This is a genomic window from Pseudomonas sp. Pseusp88 (assembly GCF_047303955.1).
Lineage (GTDB): Bacteria > Pseudomonadota > Gammaproteobacteria > Pseudomonadales > Pseudomonadaceae > Aquipseudomonas.
On the sequence record NZ_JBGLYM010000003.1, the window covers coordinates 310,567 to 327,615 of the forward strand.

Sequence of the window (17,049 nt, forward strand, 5' to 3'; positions counted from 1 at the left end):
CCAATAACTCTCCAAAGGTACTTCTCATGCCTGACAAACCTCCCGTGATTAAGCCAACCGGTATCCGCAAGGGCTTGACCAACTACGGCGATACCGGCTTCGCGCTGTTCCTTCGCAAGGCATTCATCAAAGGCGCCGGCTACAGCGACGACGCTCTGGATCGGACCATCATAGGTATCGCCAACACGGGTAGTGGCTATAACCCTTGCCATGGAAACGCGCCGCAACTGATCGAAGCGGTCAAGCGTGGTGTCATGATGGAAGGCGGACTGGCGATCGACTTCCCGACCATTTCCATCGCAGAAAGCTTCTCTCAACCCACTAGCATGTACCTGCGTAACCTGATGGCCATAGATACGGAAGAAATGATCCGTGCACAGCCCATGGATGCAGTGGTCCTTATCGGTGGGTGCGACAAGACTGTCCCGGCCCAACTAATGGGGGCCGCCTCGGCCAACGTGCCGATGATTCAACTGGTCACGGGTTCAATGCTGACCGGCGGACACCGCGGTGAAAGAGTGGGTGCGTGTACAGACTGCCGGCGCTTCTGGGGCCGCTACCGTGCTGAGGAAATCGACGAGCAGGAAATCAACGAGGTGAACAACAAGCTGGTGGCCAGTGTCGGCACCTGCTCGGTCATGGGGACTGCAAGCACCATGGCTTGCATCGGTGAGGCGCTGGGTATCGTTCTGCCAGGTGGCGCGACCCCACCGGCAGTGACGAGCGACCGCATCCGTGTCGCCGAAGAAAGCGGGCGCCGTGCTGTGATCATGGCGCGCACCGGGCTGACCCCGGACAAGATCCTCACTGAAAAAGCCTTCGAGAACGCCCTGCGGGTGCTGCTGGCAATCGGCGGCTCCACCAATGGCATCATCCACCTTACCGCCATCGCTGGCCGTATGGGCTTCGAAATCGACCTTGAAGCGTTCGACCGGATGAGCCGCGAGACGCCAGTGTTGGTGGACCTCAAACCCTCGGGGCAGCATTACATGGAGGATCTCCACCGCGCGGGTGGATTGCAGTCCGTATTGCGCGAACTCAGGTCGCAACTGCACTTGGACACCATGACGGTCAGCGGGCGCACGCTTGGCGAGGAACTCGACGACTTCCCCGAGTACAAGCAAGACGTAGTGCGCAGCTTTTCCAACCCGATCTACCCGGCTGGCGGCATCGCATTCCTCAAAGGCAACCTCGCCCCAGGCGGAGCAATCATCAAACAATCGGCTGCCGACCCTCAGTTGATGGAGCACGAAGGCCGCGCGGTGGTGTTCGAGAATTCCGAGGACATGGCCAACCGTATCGATGACCCGGAACTGGACGTCAATGCAGACGATGTCCTGGTGCTGAAAAATATTGGCCCTATCGGTGCACCGGGCATGCCCGAGGCGGGTTACCTGCCTATACCGAAGAAGCTGGCCAAGGCAGGCGTCAAAGACATGGTTCGCATTTCCGATGGGCGCATGAGCGGTACCGCAGCGGGCACCATCGTCCTGCACGTCACTCCCGAAGCCGCCCTCGGCGGGACGTTGGCCCTGGTGCGCAATGGTGATCGGATCCGTCTGAGCGTTCAGCAGCGAAGCATCGAACTGCTGGTGGATGAAAAAGAGCTGCAATCACGCCGTCGCGATCTGCAACTGCCCAAGCCCGTGGATGCTGAGCGTGGCTATCGCAAACTTTTCTATGAGCAGATGACCCAGGCAGACAAGGGTTGCGATTTCGAATTCCTGCGCCCTCCCAAAATGATAGCCCGGGTCCCCGCCAAGTAAGCAATCAGCTTTGACCTGACTGGCAGCGGCTGGACGCTGCCAGCCATACAAAAATAAGAGATCCCCGCCATGACTGCGCACCCCACTCGTATTCGTTATGTAATCCTCCTTTTGCTTTTTTTGGTAACAACGATCAACTACGCCGACAGGGCAATCCTCTCGATTGTCGGTTCCTCGATGCAGAAGGAACTGGGCATCACACCCGTACAAATGGGCCTGCTGTTCTCCGCATTCGCCTGGGCTTATGTACTGGGTCAGATTCCAGGGGGATGGCTGCTGGACCGTTTCGGTACGAAGCGGGTGTATGCCTGGAGTATCTTCCTCTGGTCCACCTTCACTATTCTTCAAGCCACCGTTGGCTGGTACAGCGTATCGGTAGCAATCGTTGTGATGTTCGTTCTGCGCTTTATGGTAGGGCTTGCGGAGTCGCCCTCCTTCCCGGGTAACAGCCGCATGGCTGCGGCCTGGTTCCCTTCGGCAGAGCGTGGTACCGCCGCCGGTATCTTCACTTCCGCGCAGTACTTCGCCACGGTACTGTTCGCGCCGATCATGGGCTGGATCGTGTACCAGTTCGGCTGGCACTATGTTTTTGTAGTAATGGGTGGCCTGGGTATCATCATGACCGGTATCTGGTTGAAGACGGTCTATTCGCCTAAACAACATCCTCGAATCAATGAAGCTGAGCTGCGTCACATTGCCGACGGTGGTGGTCTGATCGATATGGATCAAACCGGCGTAAAAAATGACGTCTCCAAGCCAGGCTGGACACACTTCAAGCAACTGCTGACCAACCGTATGATGATGGGTGTATTCATAGGTCAGTATTGCATCAATACACTTTCCTACTTCTTCCTGACCTGGTTTCCCGTGTACCTGGTTCAAGAACGGGGCATGTCCATTCTCAAGGCTGGCTTCATCGCTTCTATCCCCGCCGTGTGTGGATTTCTGGGAGGAGTACTGGGCGGCATCATCTCGGACGCATTGATTCGCAGCGGGCGATCACTCACGTTCGCGCGAAAAGCCCCTCTGGTACTGGGGATGTTAATGTCGACCACTATGGTCGCCTGCAACTATGTCGACGCTGAGTGGCTGATTGTTGCAATCATGGCACTCGCCTACTTTGGTAAAGGCTTCGGTGCCATAGGCTGGGCAGTGGTGGCAGATACCGCGCCGAAGTCGATAGCCGGACTGTGCGGTGGGTTGTTCAATGCATTCGGCAATACAGCGGGCATTACCACGCCGATCATCATCGGCTTGATCATCCAGGCCACGGGCTCGTTCGAAATGGCGCTGGTCTTCGTGGCCGCAAACGCCGTTATCGCAGTGTTCTGCTACCTGGTGGTTGTCGGGAAGATTCAGCGAATGGATCTCAAGCAGGACGGGCACACGCCGTTCTGCCCAGGGCAGCCAATAAGAATGACCGAGCAGCGTCAAGGGCCGCAATCACCCGGAAATTGAAATGGCCGCCTTGGGTTCGAAAGCGGCCTTTCTGTCGCGCCAGATTTTGCGTACGGTTTGTACTTTGTTGAAATGGCAAGGTGGCTCAGCCTATAGGCCAAGCCATCAGAAAGCTTTCAGCCGCAGCGCGTCTGTATCCTCGACTAACGGCCGATCCCGTTAGCCTTAAACAACCATTCGAATGCCTGCTCCAGATTTGGCGCACTGGTATCCGGGGGGGTGGAACTGATCTGGTCAGCCGTGCGCTGGAACAACTCTCTGACACCGGGCAGTACGGCTACAGGCATGTCGGCGGCCCGGAGTTGTCGTTCAGCTTCTTCGACTTCTTTCAGGCGACGGGGTGCATGGACCACGTGGGTGCGGATCAGAGCACCGAGGAAATCGCGCAGACTGGCCTGATCGATGTCGCTCAAGGCGTCGTGTAATTTATCGGTCACGCCCTGTTTTTCAGCGACCATGAAACACTCGATCGTAAGAGCCTCCAGGCCTTTGGTGAAAACGCTGCGCAGGATTTTCAGTGCTGCCGCATCACCCGCAACGCCATCGTCCACGACCTTGAGAGGCGCCCCCACTGAGGTGAACAGGCTGATCGCTCGCTCAATGCCTACGCCTGCGCCGAGCAGGTTGGTTTTCTCGTGTGTCAGGGCGATTGCGCCGAGAATGGCGACGTCCACGTAGGCAACGCTCAACTCTGCAGCATGGGCAGCAGCGATTCTGATCTGGGCCGGATCGGCGGTGGTCATGTCGACGAACAGCGAGTTTTTCTTCATGCTGCCGAGCGCCTGCTCAGCCACCGCAAAGGAGACCGTACCGAAAACGCAGGACACGATTGCATCGCATTTGGGTACCACCTCGGCAATGGAGGTAGAAACACTCAGCCCCAGCTCTGCCGCGAACGCCTGGGCGCGGGGCGACGGTTTCAGGTCGCACAGCACGATGTCATGCCCAGCTACCGACCAAGGCCGCGCATACGTCAGGCCGACTTCACCCGCTCCAATAATTCCGATTTTCATTGTTCTGGTTTCCGCTTCAGTGGGCCGCGTAGGCGCCTTTGTAGGTGCCAGCGTCGATCTGCGCCAGCATCTCTGCTTCTCTTGCTTCGGTAGCCAGGCATTGTTGCAACAGACTTTCGGCGTGCGATGCCGGGAACGCCACAACACCGTCATGATCACCTACAACGAAATCGCCGGGGGATACGAGCATGCCGCCAATACAAACCGGTACGTTGATTTCCCCAGGGCCGTTTTTGTACGGTCCGCGATGAAATCCCGCACGGGCGAACATCGGGAATGAGCCCTTGCCGATGGTGGCGAGGTCGCGAATGGCGCCATCCACAACCACACCAGCGGCGCCGCGTTTCTCGGCGATGGCCGCCATGATGTCGCCCATGAGTGCCCGGCTGATATCGCCGCCGCCATCCACGACCAGTACTTGGCCAGGACTCAGGATTTCAAGGGCCTGATGAATCGCACGGTTATCGCCACAGGGGACTTTTACCGTGAGTGCAATGCCTGCCATTGTGCCTTCAATACGATGAAACGGCTGTAGTCGCGCACCGGGAAGACGATCCAGGCAGTCACTGATGATGGAGGTCGAGGTTCGGGTGTACGCCGCCAACAAGGCGCTGACGTCTGACGGTGAGGCGATGGCGTTCATAGGTATTCCTCAGGTGGTTGATGTCTCTGAGGATAAAGACGCCGTCAAATAGAAAAAGCGATATTATTGTATGCCCATACATGCTTATAAGGAATGGATGTGATTACCCTGCGCCAACTCAACGCACTGCACTGGATTGCACGGCTGGGAACATTCGAGCGCGCTGCCGAACACCTGCACACCACGCAGTCCGCGATTTCCAAGCGTGTGCAGGAACTGGAGTCGAGCACGGGCCTGCAGCTGTTCGATCGGTCCCAGCGTGGCGCACGGCTCACCGCAGCCGGCGAAGAGCTTCTGGTCATTGCCCGTGAAATGCTGAGCCTTGCCGATCGAATCACCTCGTTGAAAGATGGCACTCAAGTCGTCACCCGGCGGTTGAGGCTGGGTGTTACAGAACTTACGGCACTGACCTGGCTGCCGCGCCTGATTGCGCGATTGGTGAAGGACTTTCCAGGGCTGACCGTTGAGCCCGAAGTCGACATGAGCCGCAACCTCCATGAAAAGCTGATGGATGACTTGGTCGACCTCATCATTATCCCGAACACTTTCACGGCGCCCGAGGTGACTGCCGTGCCACTGGCCATCGTAGAAAACGCGTGGATGGCTGCGCCCGGATTGATCGCGCAGTCAGGGGTGGTAGGGTTGGCGGAACTCGCCAAATACCCGGTTCTGGTGCAGGGAAAGCGCTCGGGTTCCGGGCTATTCGTGAACAAGTGGCTCAGCGCGCTGGGCATCGAACTGCCTAAGACCCTCTCTTCCGACAGCCTTACTGCGATGCTCGGACTTACCGCCGCCGGTCTGGGAGTGACCTACCTGCCGCTGGAGTGCTTTCGTCCACTGGTCGATGAGGGAAAGCTGACGATCATCAAGACCGACCCTGCGTTGCCTCCGGTGCCGTACATGGCGATGTACCGAAATGACCGGCCTTTGGCGTTCGTCACCGAGGTGGCGTCCCGCGCCGTTGAGCTGTGTGACTTCTCGAGGCAACTGCAAAGCTGACAAGGTGCACGAGACGGTGCTCGTGCGCTTGTTCGATCAGGCACTGTGTTGTCGCTACAGGCAGTAGCGCTTACCCCACGGCCTTCTGCTCGCCAAGGTCGGCGGGCTCGTGAATGGTCAACACAAAGATCAGCGCTGCCATAGAGCATGCGCCCAGGAAGAGGAACACCGCCGTCCAGCTGTAGCTGTCCAACAGCATGCCGGTGATCAACGGCGCCATCGCCCCGCCCGCCTGACCAGCGCTGTTCACCAGCGAGGCCGCGACCGGGTAGGTGGTGCGCGTGGTCACGCCCATCGCATAGACAGAGAACGATGAATAACCGATGTTCAGCAAAAAGCCGGTGCCGAACAGCAGCAGGCTCACGGAAAGTAGATCGTTAGGCGCGTAGACCAGCGCGACCATCATCAGGCAAGTCGCGACAGCGCTGATCATCATGGTAGGTTTTCTGCGACGGTCCAGAATAGTGTCGGACAGCCAGCCACCCACGATATTGCCCAACACACCGCCCGCAAACGGCAGCGAGGCGACAAAACCGATCTGCATTAACTCGAAATGCTTTACCTCACCGAGATACTTCGGCAGCCAGGCGAGAAGCACGTTGACTACGCCCGTCATCATCAAATAGCCAAGACCGCAGCCCCAGATATTCCATGAAACAAAAACTGAGCGCGAGGTGGCCAGCGGCGTCGTGTGTTTGTAACGCAGAAACTTGTCTAGCGCGCCGAATTGCTTGTGAGTGCGTACGGCGCCGCCATCAGTCTTGGTTTGATTTTCGATATAAGTGGCCTCAGCCTCATTGACCCGCTGCCCTGAACGCGGCTCGTTGGGCACCAGCCACCACCAAATCAGCGCCATCAGCAACCCTGGAATGGCAAAGGCGAAGAACATCGTGCGCCAGCCATCGAGCATAATCAGCGCAGCACCAACGGGCGGAGCGATCACAGCCCCCATCTTCGCGGCAGACAGAAAGGCGCCTGTCGCCAGACCCTTCTCCCGCGCTGGAAACCAGCGATTGATCGTGCTGAGCATCGACAACGGCAGCGCTGCTTCCGCCACGCCGAGCGCCGATCGGTAGATTTTCAGCAGTCCGAAATTGTGCGCGGTGCCGATCAGTAATGTGACAACGGAAGTCAGGGCAATGGACACCGGCGCCACCAACCGTACGCCCACGCGACTGAGCAGAAAGCCGGCTGGGATCTGCCCCAATGAATAAAATAGGAAGAAAGCGCTGACGAGCATCCCGGCTTGCGCGTTGGTCACGCCGAACTCTTTCTGGATGTAAGGCAACGCGATACCGATGTTTGCTCTGTCGGCAGCGGCCAGCATGTAGACAACGATAATGACCGACAGCACGACCCAGCGATACTTTGACCTGGCCGCCTGGGCGGCGGTGCCAGTGGTGGCGATTGCAGTCATGTGCACTCCGTTTTTTATGTTTATTGGAGTCGATATGGTCAGCAATCTGCCCTCGTAGAAAAAGCGATAAATTAGAAACCCTATTCATTCCTTAAGGGAATTATTAGGCAGAAACACGCTACGAACTGCGGTCAGCGCCTACCCATCTTCATCAAATGATGAAGACGGCAGGGTTTCGACAGAAGATCGCACGCTCCACCGTCCAGTCCTCGGCCAGCAGGTGACGCACGCTGCTCAGCAGCCCTGCATCGTTGGGCAGAGAAAATCCAGGCTCGCCGCCAGGTAGCCGTAACTGATGGCTGTGATTGAACACTCGCCGACTTACTGGCTGGGGAATCTCCGGCAATTCATGCCCACGGTACTCATGACTGTAACTGCACGGTCAATGGGCGATATACATTCAGGCCCTGCAGATCGCAGGACCTTGCCTTAGTGCAATCCAGTTTCGCCAGCCAACGGTGTACAGGAGTCTTGTCCAAAGCAACCGCGTGCAGCACTGCGGGTGTAAGACCTAATCCAGTCAGTACTTGAGGGCCTTGTTCACTGACCAGCAGGAGTTCGTCCGCGCCCACGGCCACTGCCCGGTCCAGCCCGGCATAGAGGTTGCGCCTCCAATCAGTGATGTGCGATTGCCAACGGGAAAAATTGCCGCCCCCTTTTTGCCTGTACTCGTCGCTCTGCAATACGGCAAGGGCGTCGACTGAATGGAGGGCCAAGTAGGCCGGGCAATCGCCGCTCAAGGCTTTGAAACGTTGTGAGGAGCTAAATCCGCTCACCGAAATCAGCGCGGGCAGTTTTTCCAGACTGTAAAACGCATTCCATTCGGCTTCGCTGGCAGGTTCAGCGTAGTTGCATTCGACTGCGTAAATCATCATTTCACTTCACGGGTTGATGTTCCATCATGCTAGTGATGCTCTAATGACTTATAAAACGACTTATCAGCACCCTTCAGTGACTAAACATCAAGGTGAATGTCTTGACCTTAATCAGGAAAGCCCATGCGCCGAAAACTCCCCAGTAGCGCTGCCCTGATGGCGTTTGAAACAGCAGCCCGCCATGGCAGTTTTGCCCGTGCAGCAAACGAATTGGCCGTGACTGAAGGCGCCATCAGCCGGCAGATAGGTCGCCTGGAAGCCTTTCTGGGCGTCACACTATTCGAGCGCGTTGGCAACCGCGTGCGGCTCTTGCCTAACGGTGAGCGCTACGCTGCCCAAGTACGCGAACTACTCGACCGGCTCGACAGGGACAGCCAATATTTGATGGGCCAACCCAGCGACGGCGCAAGCCTGGATATCGCCGTCAGCCCAACCTTTGCCCTGCGCTGGCTGATTCCTCGGTTGTCTGGCTTCGGCCAGCAACACCCGAATATCTGTGTGCACCTTTCAGAACGTATGGAACCGTTCGTACTTGCCGGCAGCGGCTTTGATGCCGCCATCCATTTTGAGCATCCGGCCTGGACAGGCATGCATACGCACCGTTTGTTGAACGAAGTGTTAATTCCGGTTTGTCACCCTGCCCTCCTGAGTCCAGGCAAGCAGGTAACGGCTCTGGATTCACTGCCGCGATTACACCGACGGCAGAACCCGGATGCCTGGCAGCGCTATGCCCGGGAAACCGGGATTGTCCTGAGCAACGCAGCGATGGGCGCGCGCTACGATTTGCATGCAATGCTGATCGAGGCCGCACTGGCCGGTCTCGGCGTGGCACTCGTACCGCGCCTGTACGTGGAAGCAGAGCTGGCACAAGGCCGGCTGGTTGCACCATGGCCACAGGAGAAGACTGTCGCCAAGAGCTTTTGCCTCGTGTTACCCGAGCCCCTTGAGCTGAGCCGTGTGCCCATCCAGGCATTTGCGCATTGGCTGTTGGAGCAAGCGCAGGTGAACCAGGGACAGATGGTGGTGCCAGTATCGGGTCGGTCCGCAGACCACACGAGTGCCGATCACCTCCTGGGTGTTGGTCACGACTTGATAACGCGAACAGCATGACCAGCCACCGCAAGGATCAGGTGACGCCATCGCCTACATCCGGTGATGTTCCAGCAAGAAGTCCACGAACAACCGCACCCGCGCCGGCATTGCCGCCCCCCCTGCGAACACCGCATGAATCGGTTCCTGGTCGCCGGGGTTCCAGGCTTCCAGCAGCGGTATCAGGTCGCCACGCTGCAGATCCTCGCTCACGCTGAACTCGCCGATACGCGCAATGCCGGCACCCACTCGCGCGAGTTGTGCCAACGCTTCACCACTGCTGCACTCGATGTTGCCGCTGACCTTCAGGGAAAATTCTTTTGCGTCGCGGATAAATGGCCAGTTGGGTTCGGCACGCCGGAAGTTGAAGCGCAGGCAGTTGTGCTGTAGCAGGTCTTCCGGTTCCTGGGGGACGCCGTGGCGCTGCAGATACTCGGGCGATGCCACTACTACCTGGCCGGTGCCACCGATCCTGCGCGCAGTCAGCGGACTGTCCGGCAGATGGCCAAAGCGTACCGCCACGTCGGCCTGACCGCCGAGAATGTCGACGACTTCGTCGCCGAGGGTGAGGTCGACGACGATGTTCGGGTAACGGGCGCTGAAGGCTGCCACCAAGGGAACGATGGCCAGCCGCCCATGGCCAAGGGCGGCGCTGACCCGCAATCGGCCCCTTGGTACACCCTGGTCGGCGATGGCTTCTTCGACCTCGGCCATGTCGGCCAGGATGCGTCGGGCGCCGCGCAGGAAAGCCTCGCCCTCGGCAGTAAAGGTGATTGCTCGGGTGGTACGCAACAGCAGGCGGGTACCAAGACGTTGTTCGGTACGCGCGATGATCCGACTGACCGCCGAGGGTGTCAGCCCCAATGCACGCCCGGCGGCCGACAGGCTGCCTTCCTGCGCCACGGTGACGAACACGCCCATTTCACCTGATCTGCCGCTGAAGTCCATTTGTGCTCCTTACGCACAGGTGATTGCCAGAAATGCTATCTACCGCCTGAGAAAGCCGGATCGTAGCATTAGCGGCATAGATAAGGAGCTTTCCATGCGTATCAATCCACCACTTGTTGCACTCGCTATGGGTGCCTTTGGCATCGGCGTTACCGAGTTTGCCCCTATGGGCATGTTGCCGGGCATCGCTGAGGATCTCGGTGTTTCCATTCCCTGCGCAGGTCTGTTGGTCAGTGCTTACGCCCTGGGCGTACTGCTCGGCGCACCGCTGATGACCCTGACCACCGGCAGGATTCCCCGGCGCTATCTGCTGATCGGACTCATGGCGATTTTCACCCTGGGTAATCTGATGTCAGCCCTGGCGACCGACTACTACAGCCTCATGGTCGCCAGGGTGGTGACCTCACTGAACCACGGTGCGTTCTTTGGTGTCGGCTCCATCGTCGCTGCAAGCGTGGTCACCCCGCAGAAACGTGCCGGGGCGGTTGCGGCAATGTTCATGGGCCTGACCCTGGCGACCATTGGTGGTGTGCCGCTGGCCGCCTGGTTTGGCGAACTGTTCGGCTGGCGCACTGCATTCTGGGGTATTACCGGCCTCGGCGTGGTGGCCATGGCCGCGTTGTGGTTCGCCCTGCCCAACCTGCAGGCGCCGCAAAGCGTCGGGGTACTGGCCGAAATCCGGGTACTGGGCCGTGGTCCGGTGCTGGGGGCGTTGGCCCTGACGGTAGTCGGCTCGGGTGCCATGTTCACCGTCTTCACCTACATCGCACCGATCCTCAGCAGCGAGACCCATGCGTCCACCGCTTACATCACCGCCATGCTGGTGCTGTTCGGTGTGGGGTTGACGCTGGGCAACATGTGGGGCGGCAAGGCCGCCGACCGCTCGATAGATCGCACTCTGATCGTTTCGCTGAGCGTGTTGATTCTCGTCTTGCTGGCGTTCACCGTACTGATGCGTTGGCCGCTGCCGGCCGCCGTTGCCATCCTGATCTGGGGCATCGCCAGCTTCGCCCTGGTGCCACCACTACAGATGCGTGTCATGGAAGCTGCCAAGGACGCGCCCAATCTGGCCTCGGCGGTGAACATCGGTGCCTTCAACCTCGGCAACGCGATTGGTGCGGCACTGGGCGGAGCAGTGATCAATGCCGGGCTGGGTTATCCGGCGATTTCTCTGGCCGGGGCGGCAATGGCAGGTCTGGGGCTGCTGATGGTGCTGGCTTTCGCCTGGCGTTCCAGAACAATCGCAGCTGCAGCGGCATGACGATGGATGCGACTGGCCATCGCAAGTTGAAAGCGGCCCGTCATTGCGAGAAGGTCTGGCCCTCAAACTCCACTACGACCAATGATCCACATCGACGCTATCCGGCGCGCTATCGATTACATGGCCACCCCGTGGCAGCATTGAAACCGCACCGGCTGTTGCCGGTTTGAGTATCCGCTGCGGCGATGCCACACAATGGTGGGCACCGCCCTGGGCCGTTTTTTGGTACGTCAGGAAAGGGTGATGGGCGCCCGCTCCGTCTTGAATATTCGCATGATCAGGACAAAAAACAGCGGCACGAAAAAGATGGCCAAAAGCGTTCCCGAAAGCATGCCGCCGATGACCGCTGTGCCCAGTGCATGCTGGGCGCCCGCACCGGCGCCGCTGCCCAGCACGAGTGGAAGCACGCCCAGAATGAATGCCAGCGACGTCATCAGGATCGGGCGCAAGCGCATCCGCACGGCTTCCATTGTAGCGCTCAGCAGATCCTGGCCATCTTCGTAGAGATCCTTCGCAAACTCGACGATGAGGATGGCGTTTTTACAGGCCAGCCCAATGGTAGTGAGCAATCCGACCTGAAAGTAAATATCGTTGAACTTCCAGGTCAGGACAGCACCTGCCAGCACGCCAAATACGCCCAGGGGAATGACCAGGATCACCGAGAACGGGACTGCCCAGCTTTCATACAAGGCGGCCAGAGACAGAAACACAATAAGAATCGACAGCCCGTAGAGGATGCCAGTCTGGCCGCTCGATGCTTTTTCCTGACGCGACAAACCCGTCCATTCGTAGCCAATTCCGGCGGGAAGCTGTGCCACTGCAGCTTCGACAATCGCCATGGCTTCACCGCTGGAGGCGCGTCCGGGAAACGCCATGCCGAGAATCTCAATTGACGGCACGCCATTGTAGCGTTCCAGTCTTGGCGAAGCGGTTGCCCAGCTTGAAGTGGCAAACGAGGTGAATGGCACCATGGTGCCGGCGCTGTTGCGCACGTACCAACGGTCAATATCCGCGGGCAGCATTCGAAAGCGATCCTCACCCTGTAACATCACTTTCTTGACGCGGCCTTTGTCAATGAAGTCGTTGACGTAATTGCTCCCCCAAGCGGCCGAAATGGTGTTGTTGATGTCGGCCATGGAAACGCCTAATGCACCGGCCTTGAATGTGTCGACCTGCAATCGGTAGTCAGGCATATCCTCCAGTCCGTTGGGACGTACCGCTACCAGGCGTTGATCCTTGGTAAGTATTGCCAGCAGTTGGTTGCGTGCCTGCATCATAGCCGCGTGCCCGAGGTTGGCTTCGTCCTTGAGCATTAGATCGAACCCGGTGGCGTTGCCCAGTTCCGACACTGCCGGTGGCGCAAAGGCGAAAATCCTGGCGTCCCTGATGGTATTGAAAAAGGCACCCGCCTTGGCCGCAACGTCGGTCACACTCAGGCCGGGCTCTGTGCGTTCGTCCCAGGGTTTGAGTTGAACAAACGCAAAGCCCATATTCTGGCCGCTGCCGGCAAAGCTGAAACCTGACACCGAGAATACGCCTTGCACGGCGTCTTTCTGGTCGACCAGAAAGTGCTGTTCTACCTGTTTGATGATCTCGTCGGTTCGCGCCTTGGTGGCACCTGGCGGCAATTGCATGTTGGCGAAGAGCGTGCCCTGGTCTTCATTCGGTAGAAACCCGACCGGCAACTTCATGAAAACGACGACTACAAGCGCAACCACCACCGCATAAACGATCATGTACCACCACCCCTTGCTCAGCATGTGGCTGACGATGCCCTGGTATTGATGATTGCCGCGATCGAACGTGCGGTTGAACCAGCCAAAGAACCCCCGGGTGGCCAACCCATGCCCTTGGGCTACCGGTTTTAGCATTGTGGCGCACAAGGCCGGGGTGAGCACCAATGCAGCAAGTACCGACAACGACATGGCCGACACAATGGTGATCGAGAACTGACGATAAATAACGCCACTGGAGCCGCTGAAAAACGCCATGGGTACGAATACCGCTGCCAGCACCAAAGCAACACCAACCAATGCGCCGGTGATCTGATCCATCGACTTGCGTGTCGCCTCCCTGGGCGACAAACCGTCTTCGGTCATGACCCGCTCGACGTTTTCCACGACGACAATCGCGTCATCCACCAACAGCCCGATGGCGAGCACCATGGCAAACATGGTCAAGGTATTGATGGTGAAGCCACAGATGGCCAGGATGCCAAACGTACCCAGCAGCACCACAGGCACCGCAATGGTAGGGATCAGGGTGGCGCGCAGGTTCTGCATGAACAGGTACATGACCAGGAACACCAGCACCACTGCCTCGACCAAGGTGCGCACGACCTCTTCAATCGAGATGCGCACGAAGGGGGTGGTGTCATAGGGTTTATGCACCGTCATGCCCGCAGGGAAAAACGCTTGCAATTGCGCCAGGCGGGCATCGATCGCTTTGACAGTGTCCAGCGCATTGGCCCCCGTTGCCAGTTTGATCGCCAGACCGGCCGCAGGCTTACCGTTATAACGGCCCACCGTGTTATAGGTCTCGCTGCCCAATTCGATCCGGGCAACGTCTCGCAAGCGTACCCGCGAGCCGTCGGTGAGCGTACGCAGTACGATGTTCTCGAACTCCCCGGCCGTTCGCATGCGCGTCTGCGCGGTGATCGTGGCATTGATCTGTTGGTTGCTGGCCGAGGGCAGGCCACCCAGTTGACCCGCAGACACCTGAACGTTCTGCGCCTGGATAGCCGTTTTGACGTCCACGGGTGTCAGACTGAAACTGGTGAGCTTGTCAGGATCAAGCCAGATCCGCATGGCGTACTGGGATCCGAACAAGGTGGTGTCACCGACGCCGTCGACACGGCTGATGGCCTCCTGGACGTTCGCCGCTACATAGTCCGACAGATCGGAACCGTTCATGCTTGCGTCTTCGGACGTAAAAGCCAGTACGTTCAGAAAGTTGCTTGCAGATTTACTGACCGCTACGCCTTGTTGCTGTACCTCTTGCGGCAGTAACGGCGTGGCGAGTGCCAACTTGTTCTGCACCTGTACTTGCGCCGTATCCGGGTTCGTCCCGTTCTCGAAAGTCAACGTGATCGTCACAGTGCCCGAGGACTCGCTGGTCGAGGCCATGTAACTTAGCCGGTCCAACCCCTTCATCTTCTGTTCGATAACCTGGGTGACCGTGTCTTCCAGTGTCTTGGCTGAAGCACCAGGGTAGGTCGCGACAATCGCTACAGCCGGCGGAGCGATGGCCGGGTATTGCGCGATGGGCAGCGTCAGTACCGAGATAAGACCTGCCAGCATGACAATGATGGCAAGGACCCATGCAAAGATCGGACGATCAATAAAAAAGCGTGCCATGGTCGTCTATTGCCTATTGATTATCAGTGGTGGGTTGTGTGGCTTTCGCGGCTGAAAGATCGACAACAGAGTTTTTCGCTGACTGACTGGGGAACCAGGGCGTTACCTCGACTTCTACGCCGGGCGCCGCGCGTTGCTGCCCGTCCACGACCAACCGATCGCCGGCGTGCAAGCCGCTACGCACCAACCACTGATCGCCCATGGCGCGGTCGGTTTCCAATACCCGAAGCTCCAGCTTGTTACCGGCCCCCACCACATAGACCGTGGGTTTACCCGTGCTGTCGCGGCTGACAGCCTGCTGCGGCACCAGTAGCCCCTGTGCCTTTACCCCTGTTTGCAGTACCGCCCTTACATACATTCCAGGCAGCAGGTCCGCGTCAGGGTTTGGGAAGACAGCACGCAAAGTAATTGCCCCGGTGTCCTGATTCACCGTGACGTCAGAGAATTGCAGCTGCCCTTCAAGGGGATAAATCCGTCCATTTTCCAGTACCAGCGAGACCTTCGCCGCGTTAGCACCAGCCTTCTGGATTTCGCCCTTGGCAAGCGCTTCCTTGAGGTTGAGCAAGGCTGCACTGGGTTGAGTCACGTCTACGTAAATAGGGTCGAGCTGCTGAATAGTGGCCATCGCGGTGGACTGACTGGCCGTTACCAATGCGCCCGGTGTCACCGTTGACCGCCCTACCCGGCCGGAAATCGGTGCAACCACGTGGGCATAGGCCAGGTTGATACGACTGGTTTCGACATTCGCCTTTGCTGCGGCGACATCTGCCTGAAGCTCGCCCAGGCTGGCGACGGCATCGTCGTAATCCTGCTGGCTCACCGCTTTGATAGTGACCAGTTCCTTGTAGCGATCAGACTTGAGTCGAGCTGTCTTCAGGCTCGCTTGCGCCTTGGCCAGGGCCGCGACATTGCTGTCATAAGTGGCCTGGTAAGGGGCGGGATCAATTTCGTAAAGCGTCTGGCCGGCCTTTATGTCACTTCCCTCGCGAAAGTTTCGAGCCTTGATGATCCCGTTGACCTGAGGTCGTACGTCGGCGACGAGGTAGGAAACGGTGCGACCCGGTAATTCGGTGCTGAGCGCGACCGGTTGCGTCTGCACGGTGACTATCCCCACAACCGGTATGCCGGCTGCAGGCGGTGAGCCCATGGGGGGCTTGCCGCATGCGCTCAGCAGACACGAAATAATCATCAGGGTTTCGAGCGAGAGAAGAAGGGCTATACGCATGCTGGGGCTCCGACGAACGTGGCAGTTCGACCAATAACTATACGGTACGGTTCAGTATAGTTAATTGACCCTCGTTTGAAGTCAAGCAATACTGAACCGGTTGGTATGGATAAAAGAGGACCACGATGAGAGTCAAAACAGAAGCCAAGCGCGGCGAGATTCTCGCCGCCGCCTGTGAGGTGTTTCGCGATGCAGGCTTTGAAGGCGCTTCAATGGCCGATATCGCTACGCGAATTGGCGGCTCGAAAGCGACGCTTTACGGTTATTTCGGTTCCAAGGAAGAGCTATTCGTGGCTGCGATGCACGACGAAGCGATCAAAGAATTCGATCCGATTCTTTCGGCATTGGACAAGGAAGTAAGTGATGTGCAGCAGGCGCTGCAAATTTGCGGAGAGAAAATACTGGAGTTCCTTTGCTCGACAAGCAGAATCCAGACGTTGCGAGCCATCATCGCTCAGTCGGGAAGGACAGACATCGGCAAGCGTTTTTACGAATCCGGTCCCAAGGTAGGCCTGCAGAGGATTGCCGAGTTTCTTGAACGGCAGATGGCTCAAGGACGGCTCAAACGATCTGACGCGCTACTGGCGGCACTCCAACTCAAGGCGCTGCTTGAGTGTGAAACCGTCGCCCCCTTACTGTTGGGTACCGAAGCAACGCTTTCAAAATCGCAAATCAAAATCGCCGTAGAACGGGCCGTCACAACGTTTCTTGCAGCTTATGCGGTCGATAAATGCTGAGAGTGTTCAAGCGCCGTCTCGAAATCAAATGCTACTTCTGGCATAGCGCAAACATCCCTGCGTCAGCCTTCTCATGACCCGTACTGTCGCGCCAGGCCGGGCCACTGGCTGGCACAAATCGAGTAGCAGCACCCGGTTTCTGAACCTGTTCACCACTTGGGTAGCTGTTCGAGTTTGCGTGGATCATCGCCGCCTGGCCTGTTGTGCAATATTGCAGTTGTTTCTTGAATTCACGCTTGCTCCCACGCAACAGTGGCATTGT

The 17,049-nt window shown here is 58.2% G+C and carries 13 protein-coding genes; 6 read left to right on the forward strand and 7 right to left on the reverse strand.

What is annotated here, in order from left to right; genetic code table 11:
• Window positions 1-26: 26 nt before the first annotated feature.
• Together ACCD02_RS05960 and ACCD02_RS05965 are read left to right on the forward strand one after the other, a co-directional pair.
• Complete coding sequence (locus ACCD02_RS05960) at window positions 27-1,766, forward strand: IlvD/Edd family dehydratase (protein ID WP_413299372.1); 1,740 nt, start codon at window positions 27-29, stop codon at window positions 1,764-1,766.
• A gap of 69 nt (window positions 1,767-1,835) precedes the next feature.
• Window positions 1,836-3,224: an MFS transporter gene (locus tag ACCD02_RS05965; RefSeq protein ID WP_413299374.1), complete on the forward strand. Its 1,389-nt coding sequence runs from the start codon at window positions 1,836-1,838 to the stop codon at window positions 3,222-3,224.
• Between the two features lie 143 nt (window positions 3,225-3,367).
• Here the strand turns inward: ACCD02_RS05965 and ACCD02_RS05970 are convergent, their stop codons facing one another.
• Both ACCD02_RS05970 and ACCD02_RS05975 read right to left on the reverse strand, forming a co-directional pair.
• Window positions 3,368-4,237, reverse strand: coding sequence for an NAD(P)-binding domain-containing protein (locus tag ACCD02_RS05970; protein WP_413299376.1), 870 nt, complete (start codon window positions 4,235-4,237; stop codon window positions 3,368-3,370).
• Window positions 4,238-4,253: 16 nt separating this feature from the next.
• Window positions 4,254-4,880 carry an RraA family protein gene (locus ACCD02_RS05975; RefSeq protein WP_413299378.1) on the reverse strand — a complete coding sequence of 209 codons (627 nt, stop codon included), beginning with the start codon at window positions 4,878-4,880 and terminating at the stop codon, window positions 4,254-4,256.
• A 93-nt stretch (window positions 4,881-4,973) separates the two neighbouring features.
• Between ACCD02_RS05975 and ACCD02_RS05980 the strand changes: the two genes are divergently transcribed.
• The gene (locus ACCD02_RS05980; protein WP_413299380.1) at window positions 4,974-5,879 is read left to right on the forward strand and encodes a LysR family transcriptional regulator; all 906 of its coding nucleotides are present in this window, start codon (window positions 4,974-4,976) and stop codon (window positions 5,877-5,879) included.
• Window positions 5,880-5,949: 70 nt separating this feature from the next.
• Here the strand turns inward: ACCD02_RS05980 and ACCD02_RS05985 are convergent, their stop codons facing one another.
• Both ACCD02_RS05985 and ACCD02_RS05990 read right to left on the reverse strand, forming a co-directional pair.
• Window positions 5,950-7,296, reverse strand: coding sequence for an MFS transporter (locus tag ACCD02_RS05985; RefSeq protein ID WP_413299382.1), 1,347 nt, complete (start codon window positions 7,294-7,296; stop codon window positions 5,950-5,952).
• A gap of 362 nt (window positions 7,297-7,658) precedes the next feature.
• Window positions 7,659-8,168: a sugar ABC transporter gene (locus tag ACCD02_RS05990; protein WP_413299615.1), complete on the reverse strand. Its 510-nt coding sequence runs from the start codon at window positions 8,166-8,168 to the stop codon at window positions 7,659-7,661.
• A 126-nt stretch (window positions 8,169-8,294) separates the two neighbouring features.
• On the opposite strand from ACCD02_RS05990, the gene ACCD02_RS05995 reads away from it, so the two are divergent.
• Window positions 8,295-9,281 carry a LysR substrate-binding domain-containing protein gene (locus tag ACCD02_RS05995; protein WP_413299384.1) on the forward strand — a complete coding sequence of 329 codons (987 nt, stop codon included), beginning with the start codon at window positions 8,295-8,297 and terminating at the stop codon, window positions 9,279-9,281.
• A 33-nt stretch (window positions 9,282-9,314) separates the two neighbouring features.
• On the opposite strand, the gene ACCD02_RS06000 is transcribed toward ACCD02_RS05995, so the two are convergent.
• Window positions 9,315-10,208, reverse strand: coding sequence for a LysR family transcriptional regulator (locus tag ACCD02_RS06000; RefSeq protein WP_413299386.1), 894 nt, complete (start codon window positions 10,206-10,208; stop codon window positions 9,315-9,317).
• A gap of 94 nt (window positions 10,209-10,302) precedes the next feature.
• Between ACCD02_RS06000 and ACCD02_RS06005 the strand changes: the two genes are divergently transcribed.
• Window positions 10,303-11,469: an MFS transporter gene (locus ACCD02_RS06005; RefSeq protein WP_413299388.1), complete on the forward strand. Its 1,167-nt coding sequence runs from the start codon at window positions 10,303-10,305 to the stop codon at window positions 11,467-11,469.
• A gap of 230 nt (window positions 11,470-11,699) precedes the next feature.
• On the opposite strand, the gene ACCD02_RS06010 is transcribed toward ACCD02_RS06005, so the two are convergent.
• Both ACCD02_RS06010 and ACCD02_RS06015 read right to left on the reverse strand, forming a co-directional pair.
• Complete coding sequence (locus tag ACCD02_RS06010) at window positions 11,700-14,825, reverse strand: efflux RND transporter permease subunit (protein ID WP_413299390.1); 3,126 nt, start codon at window positions 14,823-14,825, stop codon at window positions 11,700-11,702.
• A 13-nt stretch (window positions 14,826-14,838) separates the two neighbouring features.
• Entirely contained in the window at window positions 14,839-16,050 is a 1,212-nt protein-coding gene (locus ACCD02_RS06015; RefSeq protein ID WP_413299392.1) for an efflux RND transporter periplasmic adaptor subunit, read from the reverse strand.
• 125 nt (window positions 16,051-16,175) lie between these two features.
• Here ACCD02_RS06015 and ACCD02_RS06020 point away from each other — a divergent pair, with 125 nt between their 5' ends.
• Entirely contained in the window at window positions 16,176-16,787 is a 612-nt protein-coding gene (locus ACCD02_RS06020; RefSeq protein ID WP_413299394.1) for a TetR/AcrR family transcriptional regulator, read from the forward strand.
• Window positions 16,788-17,049 lie beyond the last annotated feature (262 nt).